Here is a 16389-nt window from a genome sequence, read left to right on the forward strand (position 1 = left end):
GGTACCGCCGCGTATCGGTACACTCGCGTATCGGTACACCAACGTATCGGTACACTGTCGTATCGGAACGTGGGCGTCCCGATGACGCACTGATGAGTTTCGGCCATGCGCCGAGTCTCCTCCCGCAAGCAGCACACACACCACGTCAGCGAAGGGGCCGGGGGATGGATGCGCGCACCGAGCCTGCACAGGCCGGGCCGGCGGCCATGACGCGCCCGCCGCTCGTCCGCGAGATCCTGCTCGTCGCAGGACTCTTCCTCGTCTACAAGGCCGGCCGGCAACTGGTGGCCGGCCACACCGCCGAGGCCTACCGCGACGCGGACCGCGTGTGGAACCTGGAGCGGGCCGTCCACCTGCCCGGCGAGGGCGCCGTCCAGTCCCTGCTGCTGCACGGTCACGGCCTCCCCCAGATCGCGAACACCTATTACGCGACCGTCCACTTCCCCGCCACCGCGGCCTTCCTGGTCTGGCTCTACCTGCGGCGTCCCGCGCACTACGTCTGGGCCCGGCGCGTCCTGGCCGCGGTCACCGCGGCGGCCCTGGTGCTGCACCTCGGGTTCCCGCTCGCGCCGCCGCGCATGGTCGCGGCGACCGGCCTGGTCGACACCGCGCACGTGTACGGCCCCTCGGTGTACGGGCCGCCGCGCACCGACCACCTGTCGAACCAGTTCGCGGCGATGCCGTCGCTGCACTTCGGCTGGGCCCTGATGGTGGCGGTCGGCCTGATCATGGTGACCCGGTCGCGCCTGCGCTGGCTGTGGCTGCTGCATCCGCTGCTGACGCTGCTGGTGATCGTCGGCACGGCTAACCACTACTGGCTGGACGCGCTGGCGGCGACGGCGCTGCTCGGCGTCGCCCTCGCGGCGATCCGTCCGCCGCACCGCACGGCGACGACCGCCGCACCGGACGGCGACGGGCGCGCGCTGCCCGTACCGGCCCAGGCGCCCGCCGCCGAAGACGCCGGACGCGCCGAGGACACCGCCGAACACGCCAGGGACACCAAGGCCGCCCGGGATGCCCGGGACGCCGAGGACGACGCCCTGGTCGGAGCGGGCCGATGAACGCCACCGTGCTCGCCCTCACGCTGTCGCTGATATCCGCCGTCGCCTACGCCTCCGCCGCGGTGGCCCAGGAACGGCTGGCCTCCCGCCGCTCCGGGAAGGGTGCCCCGCGGCTTCTGTGCTCGGGCGCCTGGTGGTGCTCGGTCGCGCTCAACGGGGGCGGCGCGCTGCTGCACGTCGTCGCCCTGCGGTACGGCCCGCTGACCGTGGTGCAGCCGCTCGGTGCGCTCACCCTGGTCGCGGCGGTGCCCCTCGGTGCGCGGATCGCCGGGCGGCGGGTCAGCGCGGCGGAGTGGCGGGGCACCGTCCTCACGCTGGCCGGGCTCGGCGCGATCCTCGTCGTGGCGTCCGGGCCCGCGCCCGACGACGTGCTGAGCGTGCCGGAGGCGCTGGCGGTGGCGGGGACGACGGCGGCGCTGATAGGGCTGCTGGCCCGGCCCGGCGCCCGGCCCGGCCTGCGGCACGCGACCGCGTCCGGCTTCGCCTCCGGGGTGGCCTCGGCGCTCACCCAGACCGTGACGGTCGCCGCGACCGGCGGATCCGGCGCGCTGCCGGTCTGGCAGGCGGTCGGGGTGGCGCTGCTGGTGGCGGCGTTCGCGACGGGCGGGCTGCTGCTGTCGCAGACCGCCTACCGGGGCGGCCTCGGCGCCCCGCTCGCCGTGGTGACGCTGGCCAACCCGCTGGCCGCCGCGGTGATAGGACTCCTCCTGCTCGGCGAACGGCTGCAGGCCGGCCCGGCGGGCGTACTCCTCGCGCTGGCGGGAGCGGGCCTGGCGTCCTGGGGCGTGGTGCTGCTGAGCCGGGCGACGCCCGAGGTCGGTGACGACCACCCGGTCGCCGCGGTGCTCGCACTCCAGCCGGAGACCGCCTCGGCGGAACCGGCGCTGGTCCCCCGGCAGCCGGAACGAGGACACCTCACGCCCCTGTGACGCCCTCGGCCGGAAAGCCCCCGCTCCCCGCCCTCGTCGGGCCGCAGGCCATGGCCCCGTACCTACCGCCCTCGGCCTGCCCCCGCAGGACCACAGCGGACGCGGCCCCCAGTCACGACGACCGCACCGGGACCGGGAACCGCCGCGGACCGGAGACCGAAGATCGGGGACCGTCCCGGTGAACCGGCGCCGCGGTGCCCGGCGGGCGGGGCCGGGCACCGTACGTCGTCACGGCCGGGCTCAGCCGAAACCGCGCGAGTCCTGCTTGAGCGCCGTGTCGACGGTGAGCGCCGTCGCGACGACGAGGCTCAGCAGCGGCTCGGGCAGCTGGTAGTGGATCTGCAGGACGTAGTTGTCCGCGGTCGTGAACATCGTCTTGGCGAGGCCCTCCCAGGTCTTCGTGATCCGGGCGACCTCGTTGTCGGCGTGGTCGACGATCGCGAAGTTCCAGGCGCGCCAGTTCTCCGCCTTGATCGCGCCGACCGTCTGGCCGTTCACGTTCATGGCGAAGTTGATCTTGCCGATCATGTTCTGCTGGACGATCTCACCGACCGGCGAGCCGTCCGGACGGGACACGATCACCCGCGACTTGAGGAACTTCGCGGGCCGGGTCAGCAGCAGCTGCGGCTGCCCGTAGGCGTCGCGGATCTCGAGCTTGTGGGTCATGAACTGGTCAAGGCTGGAGACGAAGCGCAGCACCTTCTTCAGCGCGCTCTGCCCCACCTGGGTGACCGAGCCGATCTGGTTGCCGTTCTGATCCATGACCTTGTACTCGTTGGTCAGCTCGATCAGCTTGGCCTTCTGGTTGACCACCAGGACCGGCTCGGTGAACAGGGTGCCGCCGCCGGGGCCGCCCGCGGCGACTCCGGCCTGCTGCTGCACCTGGCGCTGGACGCGCGGATCGGGGCCCGCGGCCTGCTGCGGCATCTGCGGGGGCGCCTGTTGCGGCATCTGCGGGGGCACCTGCGGTGCGGCCGGGGCCTGTTGGGCGCCCTGGCCCGGGCTGGTGTGCTGGGTCCACTGGGCGCCGTCCCAGTAACGGAGCGTCTGGGGCGCTCCGTGCGGATCCGGATACCAGCCTGCAGGAGTGTTCGAATGCGTGGTCACCGGGGCACACTATCCCGTCCCTACCGGCGCCTGCCCAGCCCCGGCAGCACCTCGTGGCCGACGGCGCGCGGGCCGGGGAGTATGCCGTTACAACGGATGTGTCCGCACAGTCGACCGCGGCGGGAGGAGGTCCGGTGCCGCCTGCCGAGCCCGAGCCGTCGCCGCGCGGTCACCGGCTCCTCCCGCACACCGGCGATCTGCGCGTGGAGGCGTGGGCGCCGACCCGCGAGGAGTGCATCGCCGAGGCGGTGCGCGGCATGGTGGGCAGCTTCGCCGACCTGCCCGCCGCGGTCCCCGGCGTCGTCCGGGAGTGCGCGGTGCCGGCCGAGGACGACGCGCATCTGCTGGCCGCCGTGCTCGAAGAGGTCGTCTACCGCATGGACGCGGCGGGCGAGCTTCCCTCGGGGGTCACCGTCGTACCGGCCCGGGACGGGGTGCGCATGCGTTTCACGATGATCGACAGCCGGGCGGCCGAGCAGACCGGGGCCGTGCCCAAGGCGGTCGCCCTGCACGGGCTGTCGCTGGCCCAGGGGTCGCACGGGTGGGCCTGCCGTGTGACGTTGGATGTGTGACGCCCGTCCCGGTGTCCGGCGCCGGGGCGAAACGCCGACGAACGGCAGCGACATGGACATCGAACTGACGGCGGAGGGCCCCTGGCGGTTCCGGATCGAACGGACCGGTGCCATGCGGGTCCCCGGCGTGGTCTGCGCCCCGCGCGAGCTGCTGCCCGCCGAGCCCCATGACCAGGCGTTGCGGCAGGTGGCCGACGTGGCCACGCTCCCCGGCATCGTGCGTGCCTCGTACGCCATGCCCGACATCCACTGGGGCTACGGCTTCCCGATCGGCGGTGTGGCCGCCACCGACATCTCCTCCGGCGGCGTCGTCTCGCCCGGCGGAGTGGGCTTCGACATCTCCTGCGGGGTGCGCCTGCTCGCCGCGGGCGTGAGCCGGTCCGCCCTGCTGCCCCGGCTGCCCGACCTGATGGACCGGCTGGACCCGATCGTCCCGCGCGGCCTCGGCCGCGGGGGCCTGTGGCAGCCGGCCGACCGGGCCCAGCTGCACGGGATCCTGCGCGGCGGCGCCCGGTACGCGGTCGAGCGGGGCCACGGCGTGCCACGCGACCTGGAGCGGTGCGAGGACCGCGGCGCCGTGGACGACGCCGACGTCACCCAGGTGAGCGAGCGCGCCCTGGAGCGCGGCGCCGGGCAGGTCGGCAGCCTGGGCTCGGCCAACCACTTCCTGGAGATCCAGACCGTGGACACGGTGTACGACGAGGCGTGCGCGCGGGCGTTCGACCTGCGCCCGGGCCAGGTGTACGTGATGATCCACTGCGGCTCGCGCGGACTGGGCCACCAGATCTGCGCCGACCACGTACGGACGATGGACGCGGTGATGCGCCGCTACGGCATCGAGGTGCCCGATCCGCAGCTGGCCTGCGCGCCCGTGGACTCCCCCGAGGGCCGCGCCTACCTGGGCGCGATGGCCGCGGCCGCCAACTACGCCCGCGCCAACCGGCACCTGCTCGCCGACGCCGCCCGCGAGGTCTTCCGCGAGGTCACCGGCGAGGGCCTGGACCTGATCTACGACGTCTCGCACAACCTGGCCAAGCTGGAGGCGCACCCGGCCGACGGGAGGCGGCGGCTGCTGTGCGTGCACCGCAAGGGCGCCACCCGCGCCCTGCCGCCGGGCCACCCCGGCCTGCCGGAGGCCCTGCGTCCCTACGGCCAGCCGGTGTTCGTGCCCGGCACGATGGGCACCGCCTCGTACGTCATGACCGGCGTCGCCAGCAACGACGCGTTCGACTCCTGCTGCCACGGCGCGGGCCGCCTGTGGAGCCGGCACCGCGCGGTGCGCGAGGTCACCGTCCGGCAGTTGCGCGGCGAGCTGGCCGGTGCGGGGGTGGCGATCCGCCCGGCCTCCTGGCGCAGCGTCGCCGAGGAGGCGCCCGAGGCGTACAAGGACGTCGACGCGGTGGTCCGGGCGGGCGAGCACAACGGCCTGGGCCGGCTGGTCGCGCGCCTGGTGCCGCTGGGGGTGCTCAAGGGCTGAGGCCCTGGCCACGGGAGCGGCAGCCGACGGTCGCGGTCGCGTCGTACGACGGTCCGGACGTAGGCGGGCGCGGGGGCCGGAGCGGGAGGGCCGGGCCCGGGCGCGGCAGGGTGTGCCCGCGTAGGCTGAGAAGTGGGCGTGCCGGTCCCGGGCGCCGACGGTGGCCCCGGAGAAATGGGGTGAGCCGTTCGACACCCCTGACACGCGCTCTCCCCGGTGCCGACTGCGTCGGGGAGACGGACAACAGGCGGAGGGAGCACCCCATGCGCGCACGCGTCGGAGACTGGATCGTGGTGGAGTCCCTGCATCTGGGCGGGCAGCGCCGCCGGGGACAGATCGTGCGTCTCGAGCACCCGGACGGCACCCCGCCGTACGTCGTGCGCTGGACGGACGACGGCCGGGAGACCGTCTTCTTCCCCGGCCCCGAGGCCCACCTGGAATTCGTGGGCGAACACGCACACGGGCACGTTTCGCACGAAGCCTGACTCGTGCACCGGACCGGCCGGCACAGCGGGGACCTCGGCGTTCCGCCGAGCGACGCTGCGGCTGCCGACCGGTTCGCTCCGCCCTAGCATGGAGCCCATAGGGCAGGGAGAGCGGCGACGGCCGCCGCGCGGGCCCCGTGCCGCGCATCCGCGGATCCGCGGCGCCGCCGGACAGAGGCCGCCACCACCCCCCGCCACTTCTGAACGAGCCGACTGCCGCCCGCGCCGACCGCCGCCCGCGCGAGGGCGCCCCCACGCGGAGGCGTCGCCGTCCCGCCCGGCGCACGGCAGCCATGGACAGACCGGAAGGGAAGACCATGCCCGCCACTCACCATCCCGACTTCGAGCACGCCATCCACACCGCGAACATCTGGCTGAAAGCGGTGTCGGAAGCTCTGGGAACCGACGACCGCCACCTCGCCCACCGGGTCCTGCGCACCTGGCTGCACACGCTGCGCGACCGGGTCACCGTGGACGTCGCCGCCCACTTCGCCGCCCAGCTCCCGGAACTGCTGCGGGGCGCCTACTACGACGGCTGGGACCCCAGCGTCGTGCCGATCAAGTACGACCGCGAGGGCTACGTCAACCGCTTCGTCCAGGAGGCCAAGGTCGCCGCCGAGGACGTGCCCCGGATCGTTCCCGCGGTCACGGCGGTCGTGCGGGGGCACGTCTCCACCGGGCACCTGGAGGCGGTCCTGGAACAACTCCCGCACGACATCCGCGCGCTCTTCCTCCAGCCCGCGGGCTGACCACGGACGCGTCAGGACCCGCCCGGGCAGGACGGCCGCCCGGTCCTGCCGGCGCGGTGTCCGAGTCGCCCGGCGCGGAGGAGGCGCGCAGCATGGAGGGTGACCCGACTGCCGTCGTTTCGCGGAGGTGAACCGCGATGACTCTGCCCGTACACCACCGGCACGGCCGGCTCCTGGAAAGCCCCTTCCCCGCCATCGGCTGGGGTGAGCCGATCGCCGCCGAGTTCGGTGACCTCTTCGAGCGGATGAACCGCTTCCTGGAGGCCACCGGCGCCGCCCCCGCCGCCACGGCCTTCTCCCCGCTGGCCGACCTGCGAGAGACGGACGACGCCTACCTGGTCGAGGCGGAACTGCCCGGCGTCAAGCGTGAGGACATCGACGTCGAGATCAGCGAGCGGGAACTGTGCATCGCCGGCGAGTACAAGGAGCAGGAGCGTGAAGGTGTGCTGCGGCGCAGCACCCGGCGCACGGGACGCTTCGAGTACCGGGCTCTGCTGCCGGCCGACGTCAAGGAGGAGGAGGTCACCGCGACGCTGGCCGACGGGGTGCTGACGGTCACCGTCCCCAAGTCCCAGGGGACCAGGTCCAAGCACATCGAGATCACCCAGGCCTGAGGCACACACCGGCGCCTGCGGTCGCGGACGGGTCACCCCGCCCGCGACCGCAGGCGTTCACCTGACGGGCGACGATGTTCCCCGCGCACGTGACGTGCTGGACGGGGCACCCGGCAGAGTTCAGGCCGTCGCGTGGGTGACCGGGACCATGTGGTCGGCGAACCAGTCGCGGGCCAACTCGGTGACCTTCTCCAGGGCTCCGGGTTCCTCGAAGAGGTGAGTGGCGCCGGGGACGACCGCGAGCCGGTTCTCGCAGTGCAGCCGGGACTGCGCGTCGCGGTTGAGGTCGAGGACCAGTTCGTCGTGGCCTCCGACGATCAGCAGCGTGGGCGCCGTCACCGCCGGGAGCCGCGGCCCGGCCAGGTCGGGCCTGCCGCCCCGGGAGACGACCGCCGCGATCCGCGCCCCGGGATCACCGGCCGCCCACAGCGCGGCGGCGGCGCCGGTGCTGGCCCCGAAGTACCCGACGGCCAGCCCCTCGCACCCGGGCTGCCCGCGCAGCCAGCCGGTGGCGTCCGCCAGACGCTGCGCCAGCAGGCCGGTGTCGAAGACGTTGGCCCGGTTGATCTCCTCCTCCTCGGTGAGCAGGTCGAACAGCAGGGTGCCAAGCCCGGCCCGGTTCAGCCCGGCCGCGACGAACCGGTTGCGCGGGCTGTGCCGGCTGCTGCCGCTGCCGTGCGCGAACAGCACCACCCCGCTCGCGCCGCCGGGCACCGTCAGCTGCCCGCGCAGCACCACCCCGCCGGCCTGGACGTCCGCCTCCCGGTCCTCCGGCACGGCGTGATGCGGCTCGGTGTGGCGGGTGCTCACCGGGTGGGCGGCCGCCTCTTCCAGACAGGCGACGACCTCGTCGTCGTCGGTCTGCGAGAAGTCGGCGTAGAACTCGCCGATCGCGAAGAAGCTCCTGGGGGTGTACGGGCACACCAGCTCGTCGGCGTCCGCGCCCAGCCGGGCGGTCCAGTCGTGCGGCGCCACGGGGACCGCCAGCACGATCCGTGCGGCCCCGCGGGCGCGGGCGATCTGGCAGGCCGCGCGCGCCGTCGACCCGGTGGCGACCCCGTCGTCGACCACCACCACCGTGCGGCCCCGGAGGTCGGCCGGCGACCCTCCGCCCCGGTAGTGCCGGGCGCGGCTCTGCAGCACCTCACGCTCATGGGCCTCGACCCGGGCCAGCTCCTCATGAGTGACCCTCCCCATGCGCACCACGTCATCGTTGATCACGCGTACGCCGCCCTCGCCGATGGCTCCCATTCCCAGCTCCGGCTGGAACGGCACGCCCAGCTTCCGCACCAGGCACACGTCCAGCGGCGCGCCGAGCGCCGCGGCCACCTCCGCGGCGACCGGAACACCGCCCCGGGGCAGGCCCAGCACCACCACCCCAGCGCCCTTCAGGTGGGCCAGCCGGGCGGCCAGGCGCCGGCCGGCGTCACGACGATCCAGATAGAACACGATGCGACCTCCTTGTCCCCCCGGAGGAACACGGCGGGCGACGGCCTGCACGCCGCACTTCCATCCTCACCCCGGCGCAGAACGGATGCGCACCCGAGTCAGACCGCGCCCTACCCGGCGTGGTGCGGCACGACGACGACCGGGCAGGTCGCACGGCGCATCAGCGACCGGCTGACCGAGCCGAGCAGCAGTCCGGAGAATCCGCCGAGCCCGCGGCTGCCCACGACCAGTTGCACGGCCCCCTGGGCCGCGTCGCCGAGCACACCCGCCGGGTGGCCGCGGACCACCTCGTGCCGGAGCTCGACCTCGGGATACTTCTCCCGCCAGCCCGCCGTCGACTCCGCCAGCACCCGCCGCACCTCGTCCTCCGCGTCCTCCAGAGCCAGATCGCGCAGATACTGCGGCTCCCAGGCGGAGACGGCGATCAGCCGGGCACCGCGGAAGGCGGCCTCCTCGAAGGCGAACCGCACCGCCTCCCTCGACACGCCCGAAGTGTCCACACCCAGCACGATCCGCGGCGGAGCGTCGGGTACGGACTCCGGCCCGCCCACCACGACGACCGGGCACGCCGCCTGCGCGACCAGCGACGGTCCCAGCGAGTCGCGGCCGACCAGTTCCCGTACGACGCCATGGTGCCGCGCGCCGATCACCACCATGGCGCTTGTCGGCGCGAGGGCTCGCAGGCCGTCCGCCGCGGAGCCGTCGGCCGGCTCGCACACCACGGTGAGTCCCGGATGCCGCCCGACGGCGGCCTCCCGCGCCTCCGCCAGCAGCGCCGGGTACCCGGCACGCGCCGCCGCCGGATCGCCGGACGCCCGTACCGGACCGGACTCGGCGCGGTCGCCTTCCGGACCGGACTCGGCGCGGTCGCCCTCCGGACCGGGCTCGGCGTGGCCGTCCTCCGGACCGGACGCCGGACCGGACTCGGCGCGGTCGCCCTCCGGACCGGACGCCGGACCGGGCTCGGCGTGGCCGTCCTCCGGACCGGACGCCGGACCGGGCTCGGCGTGGCCGTCCTCCGGGTCGGCTTCGTCGGCGGCGAGCACCACGTGCAGCGGCAGGCCGCGCAGTGCCGCCTCGTCCGCCGCCCAGGCCAGCACCGGCCCGGCGCCGGACGTGGCGTCCACCCCGACGACGACCGCCCCCCGCGCATGCGATGTGCTCATGTTGTGCGTTCCTGTCAGCGCGATGCACCGCCGTCGTTCGGGTCCACTGGACGAGCTCGGAACCGGGAACGATCATCCCCGGCGACGAGCCATGCTACGGCTCAGGCGGGGAAGCCGTACCGGCCGCGCAGGCGGACGAAGCGGGCGGGCGTGAGGACCCGCCGGCGTTCCAGGCCCTTCGCGGTGCGCTCGAAGGCCACCACCCGGTCCCGGCCGCCCGGCCCGATGGGCTGTACGAGGCGGCCGCCGACGCGCAGTTGCCCGGCCAGCGGTGCGGCGACCTCGGGGAAGGCCGCGGACACGATGATCGCGTCGTACGGGGCGCGCTCCGGCACGCCGCCGCTGCCGTCCCCGACGCGCAGTTCGACGTTCCGGATGCCCTGCCGGGCGAGGTTGGAGCCGGCCTGCTGTGAGAGGTCCGGCCACAGTTCGACGCTGACGACGTCGGCGGCCAGCCGGGCCAGCAGCGCGGTCTGGAAGCCCAGGCCGGTGCCGATCTCGAGGACGTGCTCGTCCCCGTTCAGCTCGAGGCCTTCGATCATGGTCGCGGACAGCGAGGGCTGCGTGGTCACCTGTGCGTGCCCGATCGGGACGGGCGCGTCCGCGTAGGCCTGCGCACGGTGGCCGGCGGGCACGAACGCCGCTCGGGGCGTCTCCCGTACGGCCTGCAGCAGGCGTTCGTCGGTGATGCCGACCGCTCGGACGGCCCTCACGAGATCCTCGGGTGGAGGGGCGGTTTCCGTCATGGTCCCTGCTTTCCGTGCGATGGCCGGTGCCGATGGCCTGCCACCGCGGCCGCACGTCCCCCCGTCGGCGCCCGGCGGTGTGACCACCGGATCCAGGTACCCCGCACAGCCCGTTCGACCTCCCGGGCCGTCCCGGACCGCGGGCGCCGGCCGGGGACGGCGAGGTCACCGGCCACCGCGCCGCCCGGGGGCGTTCATCAGCCAGTTCACCGTACGGCTGACGTCCGAGAGTGAGACGATCCCGACGAGCCGGCCGTCCTCCACCACCAGGACCCGGTTCTCGGCGCCCCGTTCCATTCGGGGCAGCAGGTCCGCCAGTGGGCTGTCCGGTCCGGTCACGAGGGTCCGCGCCAGCGGCACCATCACCTCGCGTACCGGCACGGCGGCGGCTCCGGCCTGCGCCGTCTTCCGGGCCCCGTCGAGGGTCACCAGCCCGACCGGGGCCCCGCCGTCGGTCACCGGGAACGCCGAGTGCCGGTAGCGGTAGTGCACGTCGGCGAGGAAGTCCGCGACCGTGGTGTCCGCGGAGACCGTCACGGGTTCGGGGGTCATGACGTCCCGCACCGGGACGCCGGCCAGCAGGCCGCGCAGCTGGGCCTGCCGTCCCTCGGCGGTCGCCGTGGCGATGAGGAACCAGCCGATCAGCGCCAGCCACAGGCCGCCGAACACCCCCCGCGCCATGAACACGATCAGCCCGAACACGACGAGCAGCCATCCGAACCCCCTGCCCGCCGCGGTCGCGCCGGCCGTCGCCCGCAGCCGGTCTCCCGTGCGCCACCACAGGAACGCGCGCAGCAGCCGGCCGCCGTCGAGCGGGGCGGCGGGCACCGCGTTGAAGACGGCGAGGAGCACGTTGATGCCCGCCAGCCAGGCCGCCATCTCCACCACGATCCCGGACACCGGCGTCAGGCCGAGCAGCCAGGCCGCGAGCGTGAAGAACCCTCCCAGCAGGAGGCTGACCAGCGGGCCTACGCCGGCGATCCGCAGCTCCGCGCCCGGAGTGGACGCCTCGGTCCTGAGCCGGGCCACCCCGCCCAGCAGCCACAGCACGATGTCGTCCACCTCGACCCCGTTGCGCCGGGCCACGACGGCGTGCGCCACCTCGTGCGCGAGCAGGGAGGCGAAGAAGACCACGGCGGTGCACAGGCCCGCCACCCAGTACACCACCCAGGAACGCCCCGGATACACCACCGGAAGACGGCCCTGCGCCAGACCGAGCGCGACGATGCCGAAGATACCGAGGACGCTCCAGTGCACCCCGACGCGTACCCCGGCGATCCGTCCCAGAACGAACGTCGCCCGCACCCTTCCAGTACACCCGCGGGCCGACCGCTTCGCGCGCCGGGCGTGGCCACCCGGGGCGGGCTCCCGCGCCGACTGGCGGCCCGGACGGGCCGCTTCCTAGACTTGACACGTGGTCCGGCCCAACGAGGAGGTCGAGGCGCTCCTTCAGGAGTACGCGGACCTCATCGCCATCACCGGAGGCGACCCGTTCAAGGCGCGCGCCTACGAGAAGGCCGCCCGCGCGATCGGCGGCCATCCCGCCGACGTCTCCCACCTCGACGTCGCGGGCCTGAAGGAAATCCCGGGCGTGGGCAGGTCGATCGCGGAGAAGGTCGCCGAGTACCTCCGCACCGGCCGCGTCACGGTCGTCGAGGAGACGCGGGCCCGGATCCCCGCGGGGGTGCGGCAGCTCATCACCATCCCCACCCTCGGTCCGAAGAAGGCGCTGGCGCTCTACCAGGATCTGCACATCTCGTCGGTGGGCGAGCTGGCCGACGCCGTGAAGGCCGAGAAGCTGCGCGACCTGAAGGGCTTCGGGGAGAAGACCGAGGAGAACATCCTGCACGGCATCGCCCTCATGCGGCAGGCGGGAGAGCGGATCCCGCTGGGCACCGCCATGGAGTCCGCCGAAGAGATCGTCGCCGAACTCTCCCGGGTCACCGGCTGCAAGGACTGCGCCTACGCCGGATCGCTGCGCCGGATGAAGGAGACCGTCGGCGACATCGACATCCTGGTCGCCGCCGGCCGGTCGGCCCCCTTCATGGACGCCCTGACCGAACTGCCCTCCACCGCCGAGGTCATCGCGCACGGCGAGAAGAAGACCTCGATCCGCACCGTCCTGGGCGTCCAGGTCGACCTGCGGGTGGTACGACCGGACGCGTGGGGCGCCGGTCTGCAGTACTTCACCGGCTCCAAGGGCCACAACATCCGCACCCGCACGATCGCCGTCCACCTGGGGCTGAAGCTCTCCGAGTACGGCCTGTTCGAGACCGACGGCGGAAAGCGGGTCGCCTCCCGCTCCGAGGACGAGGTGTACGCCCGGCTCGGCCTGCCGTGGATCCCGCCCACGCTGCGCGAGGACCGGGGGGAGATCGAAGCCGGGCTGCGCGGCGAACTCCCCCAGGTGGTGACGGAGGCCGACATCAGGGGTGACCTGCACACCCACACCGACCTCACCGACGGTCTCGCCTCCCTGGAGGACATGGTGGCCGCGGCCGCCGCGCGGGGCTACGCGTACTACGCGGTCACCGACCACGCGCCGGACCTGTACATGCAGCGCATGACCGACGAGAAGATCCTCGCCCAGCGCGAGCGGTTGCGCTCCCTGGACGGCGGACACCACGGCATGCGGCTGCTGCACGGCACCGAACTCAACATCGGCCCGGAAGGAGACGTCGACTGGCCCGACGAGTTCCTCCGCGGCTTCGACATCCGCGTGGCCTCGGTGCACTCCCACTTCAACCTCGGCCGCACGGCGATGACCCGGCGGCTCGTACGCGCCTGCGAGAACCCGTACGTCAACGTCATCGGCCACCCCACCACCCGCCTGATCGGCAAACGGCCGGGCATCGACGCCGACCTCGACGAGGTGTTCGCCGCCTGCGCCCGCACCGGCACGGCCCTGGAGATCAACGCGCAGCCCGACCGGCTCGACCTCGGCGACGAGGACATCCTCCGGGCCAGGGACCACGGGGCGAAGTTCGCCGTCGACACCGACGCCCACTCGATCCCCCAGCTCGGCTGCCTCCGCTACGGCGTCGGCACCGCGCAGCGCGGATGGCTCACCCCCGACGACGTGATCAACACGTGGCCGCTGCGGCGCCTGCGCCGGTTCCTGCGCAAGGACCGGGACTGAGTCGGGGGTGCGGACCCTCCCCCGGGTCCGCATGCGCCGCGGAAGGGATTGGGGTACTCCTCGAAGGAGAGAACGGAGGCCGCCGCCATGCGAGCAGTCGTCACCGTGGGCCTCGACGGCTCACCCGAGAGCCTTGCCGCGGCCCGCTGGGCCGCCGACGAGGCCGCGAAGCGGGGGCTCACCCTGCGCCTGTTGCACGCGTGGCCGCTGCTGGTGCCGGAGCCGACCGAGGTGCCCTCGGAGGTCGACCAGAACTACTGGGCCCGGCGTCTCGTGCACACCGTGCGGGCGGAACTCCAGATGCGCCACCCGGGCCTGACCATCGTCGCGGACCTGGTCCCCGACGACGCGCAGAGCGCCCTGCTCCGGGCGGCGGCGGAGTCCGAGATGCTGGTGCTCGCTTCCCGGGGTCTGGCGCCCGTCGAGAGCTACTTCCTCGGCGACGTCAGCATGCCCGTGGTGGCCCGGGCCGAGCGACCGGTCGTGATGGTCCGCGCCGACACCCCGGAAGGAGAGCCGCGGCCGACGCCCACGAGCCGCGTGGTGGTGGCCCTCAAGCTGCACGGGTCCTCCGACGACCTGCTCGACTTCGCCTTCCACACGGCTGCCGCCAGGGGCGTTCCGCTCCAGGCCGTGCACGGCCGGAGCGTGCCGCTGCACGCACGCGTGCCCTGGGGCGTGGACCACGACATCAGCGAGGAGATCACCCGGGAGGCGCAGCAGCAGCTGAGCAAGGCGCTGCGCCCCTGGCGTGAGAAGTACCCGCAGGTGGAAGTGGACGACAGCGTCCGTCTCGCGAGCCCGCCCAAGGCCGTCGTGCGGGCCGCCGAGGGAGCCGCGCTGCTGGTCGTCGGCCGGCGCAGGCACCGTCCCGGCCTGGTGCCCCACCTGGGTCCGGTGACGCAGGCCGCCCTGCACCACGGGCGCTGCTCCGTCGCCGTCGTCCCGCACGACTGAGCCGGGCATCCACCGCCAGGACCGAGCCTGGCCCCCGCCCCGGCGGTCCCGGCGGTCCCCCTACGGCTCTCCGCGCCACATCCTGGAGTCGCCGCCCAGCCACTCGACGAGTTCCTCGTCGTCGATTCCCCGGCGCGATTCCCTGAAGCCGGCCCGGCGCAGGAACTCCAGGACGTCGAGCAGGTGGTAGGCGGTGCCGGCCGGCTCACCGTGGATCGTCACCAGCCTCCCGCCGCCGGGTCCCGGCGGATGCACAACCACAGGCGCGTGTTCGGACACCGTTCCAGCCTGAACCCGGCCGTGCCGGGCCGCAATTCGGTCCGCGCGGCGGCCCCGTGGGGCAGTCCGCGGCCCGGCCGCGCGTGTCGCGGCGGCCGGGTTGTGACGCTGTACTGGTAGGAGAGCGCTGCCGAGCGAGGGGAGCAGCCATGCCGTCGTCCGACGTTTCCCGTCCCGCGAAGCCGGCGACGGTCTTCGACCGCGACGCCGAGTGGAACGCGCTCGTCGCGTTCGCCTGCGACGAGCGGCCCGGAGCCGGTCTGGGCGTGGTGTCGGGACGGCTGCGGCAGGGCAAGACGTACCTCCTGGAGGCACTCGCCGGAGCGCTGGGCGGGTTCTGTTTCGGCGCTCAGCAGGCTGCCCGAGCGGAGTCCCTGCGCCGTCTCGGCGACGAACTCGCCCGGCACACGGGCGCCGGGCCGGCCCGGGCGACCGGCTGGGAGGGCGCCGTCGAAGCGGTGCTCGCGCTGGGCGACCGGGGGCCGGTGCCGGTCGTGCTCGACGAGTTCCCCGAGCTGGTACGGCAGAGCCCGGAACTGCCGTCCGTCATCCACACCGCCTACCGGCGGCTGCGCGACACGGGGCGGGACAACCGCACGCGGCTGCTGCTGAGCGGCAGTTCCCTGCCCGTGATGCACCGGCTGTTCGGCACGGCCTCACCGCTGCGCGGACTGGCCGATCTCGAACTCACCGTGCGTCCGCTGGACTTCCGGCAGGCCGCGCGGTTCTGGGGCCTCGACCATCCCCGTCTCGCGCTGCTGGTGCACGCCGTGGTCGGCGGCACCCCCGCCTACCGGCGCTACGCCGGCGACGACGCCCCCGGCGGGCCGGACGACTTCGACGCCTGGGTGTGCCGGACGGTCCTCAATCCCGGCACTCCGCTGTTCCTGGAGGCGCACCACCTGATGCAGGAGGAGACCGACCACTGGGACCGGGCGCTGTGCCACTCCGCGCTCGCCGCCATCGCCTCGGGCTGCCACACCCAGGGCGAGATCTCGGAATGCCTCGGCACCCCGCTCACCGACGCGTCGCACTGCCTCACGCTCCTGCGGTCGAGCGGTCTGCTGTACGGCGAGCCCGACGCCTTCCGGCCGAACCTGGTCCGGCTGCGCATCACGGAGCCGCTGCTCGCCTTCGAACACGGGTCCGTCTGGCCGCACCGTCAGGCGCTGGAACAGCAGGACGCCGGCGAGGTCTGGCGGCGCGCGCGTCCCGTCTTCGACTCCGCCGTGGCTGGACCCCATTTCGCGCGGGTCTGCCGGGACTGGGCGCTGGACTTCGCCGACCCGGCCGTCTTCGGCGGGCACCCCGCGAGCGCCGCCCACGGCTCGCTGCCGGACCCGGCACCCGGGGCCGGCCGGGACGTGGAGGCGGAGGTCGTCGTACGCGGCCGGGCCGACGGCCGCCTCGCTCCCCTGCTGTCGGTGGGCCTGGCGCGCTGGGACGAGGTCATGGACACACCCCACCTGGAACACCTGCGGCACCTCCTCGGTCTGCTCGCCGCCCGCGGCGAGGACGTCACCCGCACCCGGCCCGCCTGCTACAGCGGCGTCGGCTTCAGCCCCGCGCTCCGCGCCGCCGAAGCCGAGGGACAGGTGGTCCTCGTCGACCCCGACCGGCTGTACCGGGGGCGGTAGCGTGGCACCCGACCTGAGCCCC

The 16389-nt window shown here is 74.0% G+C and carries 16 protein-coding genes; 10 read left to right on the forward strand and 6 right to left on the reverse strand.

The annotated features are described in order from the left end of the window. Nucleotides 1-164: 164 nt before the first annotated feature. The gene (locus ACZ5GT_RS34245; protein ID WP_469034209.1) at nucleotides 165-1061 is read left to right on the forward strand and encodes a phosphatase PAP2 family protein; all 897 of its coding nucleotides are present in this window, start codon (nucleotides 165-167) and stop codon (nucleotides 1059-1061) included. Continuing rightward, complete coding sequence (locus ACZ5GT_RS34250) at nucleotides 1058-1990, forward strand: DMT family transporter (protein WP_469034211.1); 933 nt, start codon at nucleotides 1058-1060, stop codon at nucleotides 1988-1990. The genes ACZ5GT_RS34245 and ACZ5GT_RS34250 overlap by 4 nt, the downstream gene beginning before the upstream one ends. Before the next feature lie 240 nt (nucleotides 1991-2230). Here the strand turns inward: ACZ5GT_RS34250 and ACZ5GT_RS34255 are convergent, their stop codons facing one another. Then, the gene (locus ACZ5GT_RS34255) at nucleotides 2231-3097 is read right to left on the reverse strand and encodes an LURP-one-related family protein (RefSeq protein ID WP_469034213.1); all 867 of its coding nucleotides are present in this window, start codon (nucleotides 3095-3097) and stop codon (nucleotides 2231-2233) included. Nucleotides 3098-3231: 134 nt separating this feature from the next. Here ACZ5GT_RS34255 and ACZ5GT_RS34260 point away from each other — a divergent pair, with 134 nt between their 5' ends. The 5 genes from ACZ5GT_RS34260 (at nucleotide 3232) to ACZ5GT_RS34280 (ending at nucleotide 6994) form a co-directional block, all read left to right on the forward strand. Continuing rightward, nucleotides 3232-3669: an archease gene (locus tag ACZ5GT_RS34260; protein WP_469034215.1), complete on the forward strand. Its 438-nt coding sequence runs from the start codon at nucleotides 3232-3234 to the stop codon at nucleotides 3667-3669. A 52-nt stretch (nucleotides 3670-3721) separates the two neighbouring features. Further along, on the forward strand, nucleotides 3722-5146 hold the full coding sequence (locus ACZ5GT_RS34265; RefSeq protein WP_469034217.1) for an RtcB family protein: 1425 nt from the start codon (nucleotides 3722-3724) through the stop codon (nucleotides 5144-5146). 263 nt (nucleotides 5147-5409) lie between these two features. Then, entirely contained in the window at nucleotides 5410-5631 is a 222-nt protein-coding gene (locus ACZ5GT_RS34270) for a DUF1918 domain-containing protein (protein WP_469034219.1), read from the forward strand. A 317-nt stretch (nucleotides 5632-5948) separates the two neighbouring features. Then, complete coding sequence (locus tag ACZ5GT_RS34275; RefSeq protein ID WP_469034222.1) at nucleotides 5949-6380, forward strand: DUF2267 domain-containing protein; 432 nt, start codon at nucleotides 5949-5951, stop codon at nucleotides 6378-6380. A gap of 137 nt (nucleotides 6381-6517) precedes the next feature. Further along, complete coding sequence (locus tag ACZ5GT_RS34280) at nucleotides 6518-6994, forward strand: Hsp20/alpha crystallin family protein (RefSeq protein ID WP_469034224.1); 477 nt, start codon at nucleotides 6518-6520, stop codon at nucleotides 6992-6994. Between the two features lie 120 nt (nucleotides 6995-7114). On the opposite strand, the gene ACZ5GT_RS34285 is transcribed toward ACZ5GT_RS34280, so the two are convergent. From ACZ5GT_RS34285 to ACZ5GT_RS34300, 4 genes are all read right to left on the reverse strand, one after another. Then, nucleotides 7115-8443, reverse strand: a complete 1329-nt coding sequence (locus tag ACZ5GT_RS34285) for a phosphoribosyltransferase family protein (protein ID WP_469034226.1) — start codon at nucleotides 8441-8443, stop codon at nucleotides 7115-7117. A gap of 110 nt (nucleotides 8444-8553) precedes the next feature. Continuing rightward, nucleotides 8554-9609 carry a universal stress protein gene (locus ACZ5GT_RS34290; protein WP_469034228.1) on the reverse strand — a complete coding sequence of 352 codons (1056 nt, stop codon included), beginning with the start codon at nucleotides 9607-9609 and terminating at the stop codon, nucleotides 8554-8556. 101 nt (nucleotides 9610-9710) lie between these two features. Beyond that, a complete protein-coding gene (locus ACZ5GT_RS34295; protein ID WP_469034230.1) occupies nucleotides 9711-10322 on the reverse strand; it encodes a protein-L-isoaspartate(D-aspartate) O-methyltransferase in 612 nt (203 codons plus the stop codon). A 198-nt stretch (nucleotides 10323-10520) separates the two neighbouring features. Next, a complete protein-coding gene (locus ACZ5GT_RS34300) occupies nucleotides 10521-11660 on the reverse strand; it encodes a site-2 protease family protein (RefSeq protein ID WP_469034232.1) in 1140 nt (379 codons plus the stop codon). Between the two features lie 109 nt (nucleotides 11661-11769). On the opposite strand from ACZ5GT_RS34300, the gene polX reads away from it, so the two are divergent. Continuing rightward, on the forward strand, nucleotides 11770-13494 hold the full coding sequence (gene polX, locus ACZ5GT_RS34305) for a DNA polymerase/3'-5' exonuclease PolX (protein ID WP_469034234.1): 1725 nt from the start codon (nucleotides 11770-11772) through the stop codon (nucleotides 13492-13494). A gap of 87 nt (nucleotides 13495-13581) precedes the next feature. Continuing rightward, complete coding sequence (locus tag ACZ5GT_RS34310) at nucleotides 13582-14451, forward strand: universal stress protein (protein ID WP_469034236.1); 870 nt, start codon at nucleotides 13582-13584, stop codon at nucleotides 14449-14451. A gap of 60 nt (nucleotides 14452-14511) precedes the next feature. On the opposite strand, the gene ACZ5GT_RS34315 is transcribed toward ACZ5GT_RS34310, so the two are convergent. Then, entirely contained in the window at nucleotides 14512-14673 is a 162-nt protein-coding gene (locus tag ACZ5GT_RS34315; protein ID WP_469034239.1) for a hypothetical protein, read from the reverse strand. A gap of 206 nt (nucleotides 14674-14879) precedes the next feature. Between ACZ5GT_RS34315 and ACZ5GT_RS34320 the strand changes: the two genes are divergently transcribed. Next, entirely contained in the window at nucleotides 14880-16367 is a 1488-nt protein-coding gene (locus tag ACZ5GT_RS34320) for an AAA family ATPase (protein ID WP_469034242.1), read from the forward strand. Nucleotides 16368-16389: the final 22 nt, after the last annotated feature.

This window comes from Streptomyces sp. NPDC031340, assembly GCF_055569945.1.

Bases quoted from the DNA above. Each gene is read 5' to 3' on its own strand.
- ACZ5GT_RS34290 (WP_469034228.1), bottom strand. From the start codon at position 9,609: ATGAGCACATCGCATGCGCGGGGGGCGGTCGTCGTCGGGGTGGACGCC.
- ACZ5GT_RS34270 (WP_469034219.1), top strand. From the start codon at position 5,410: ATGCGCGCACGCGTCGGAGACTGGATCGTGGTGGAGTCCCTGCATCTG.
- ACZ5GT_RS34275 (WP_469034222.1), top strand. From the start codon at position 5,949: ATGCCCGCCACTCACCATCCCGACTTCGAGCACGCCATCCACACCGCG.
- ACZ5GT_RS34245 (WP_469034209.1), top strand. From the start codon at position 165: ATGGATGCGCGCACCGAGCCTGCACAGGCCGGGCCGGCGGCCATGACG.
- ACZ5GT_RS34310 (WP_469034236.1), top strand. From the start codon at position 13,582: ATGCGAGCAGTCGTCACCGTGGGCCTCGACGGCTCACCCGAGAGCCTT.
- ACZ5GT_RS34250 (WP_469034211.1), top strand. From the start codon at position 1,058: ATGAACGCCACCGTGCTCGCCCTCACGCTGTCGCTGATATCCGCCGTC.
- ACZ5GT_RS34265 (WP_469034217.1), top strand. From the start codon at position 3,722: ATGGACATCGAACTGACGGCGGAGGGCCCCTGGCGGTTCCGGATCGAA.
- ACZ5GT_RS34320 (WP_469034242.1), top strand. From the start codon at position 14,880: ATGCCGTCGTCCGACGTTTCCCGTCCCGCGAAGCCGGCGACGGTCTTC.
- ACZ5GT_RS34280 (WP_469034224.1), top strand. From the start codon at position 6,518: ATGACTCTGCCCGTACACCACCGGCACGGCCGGCTCCTGGAAAGCCCC.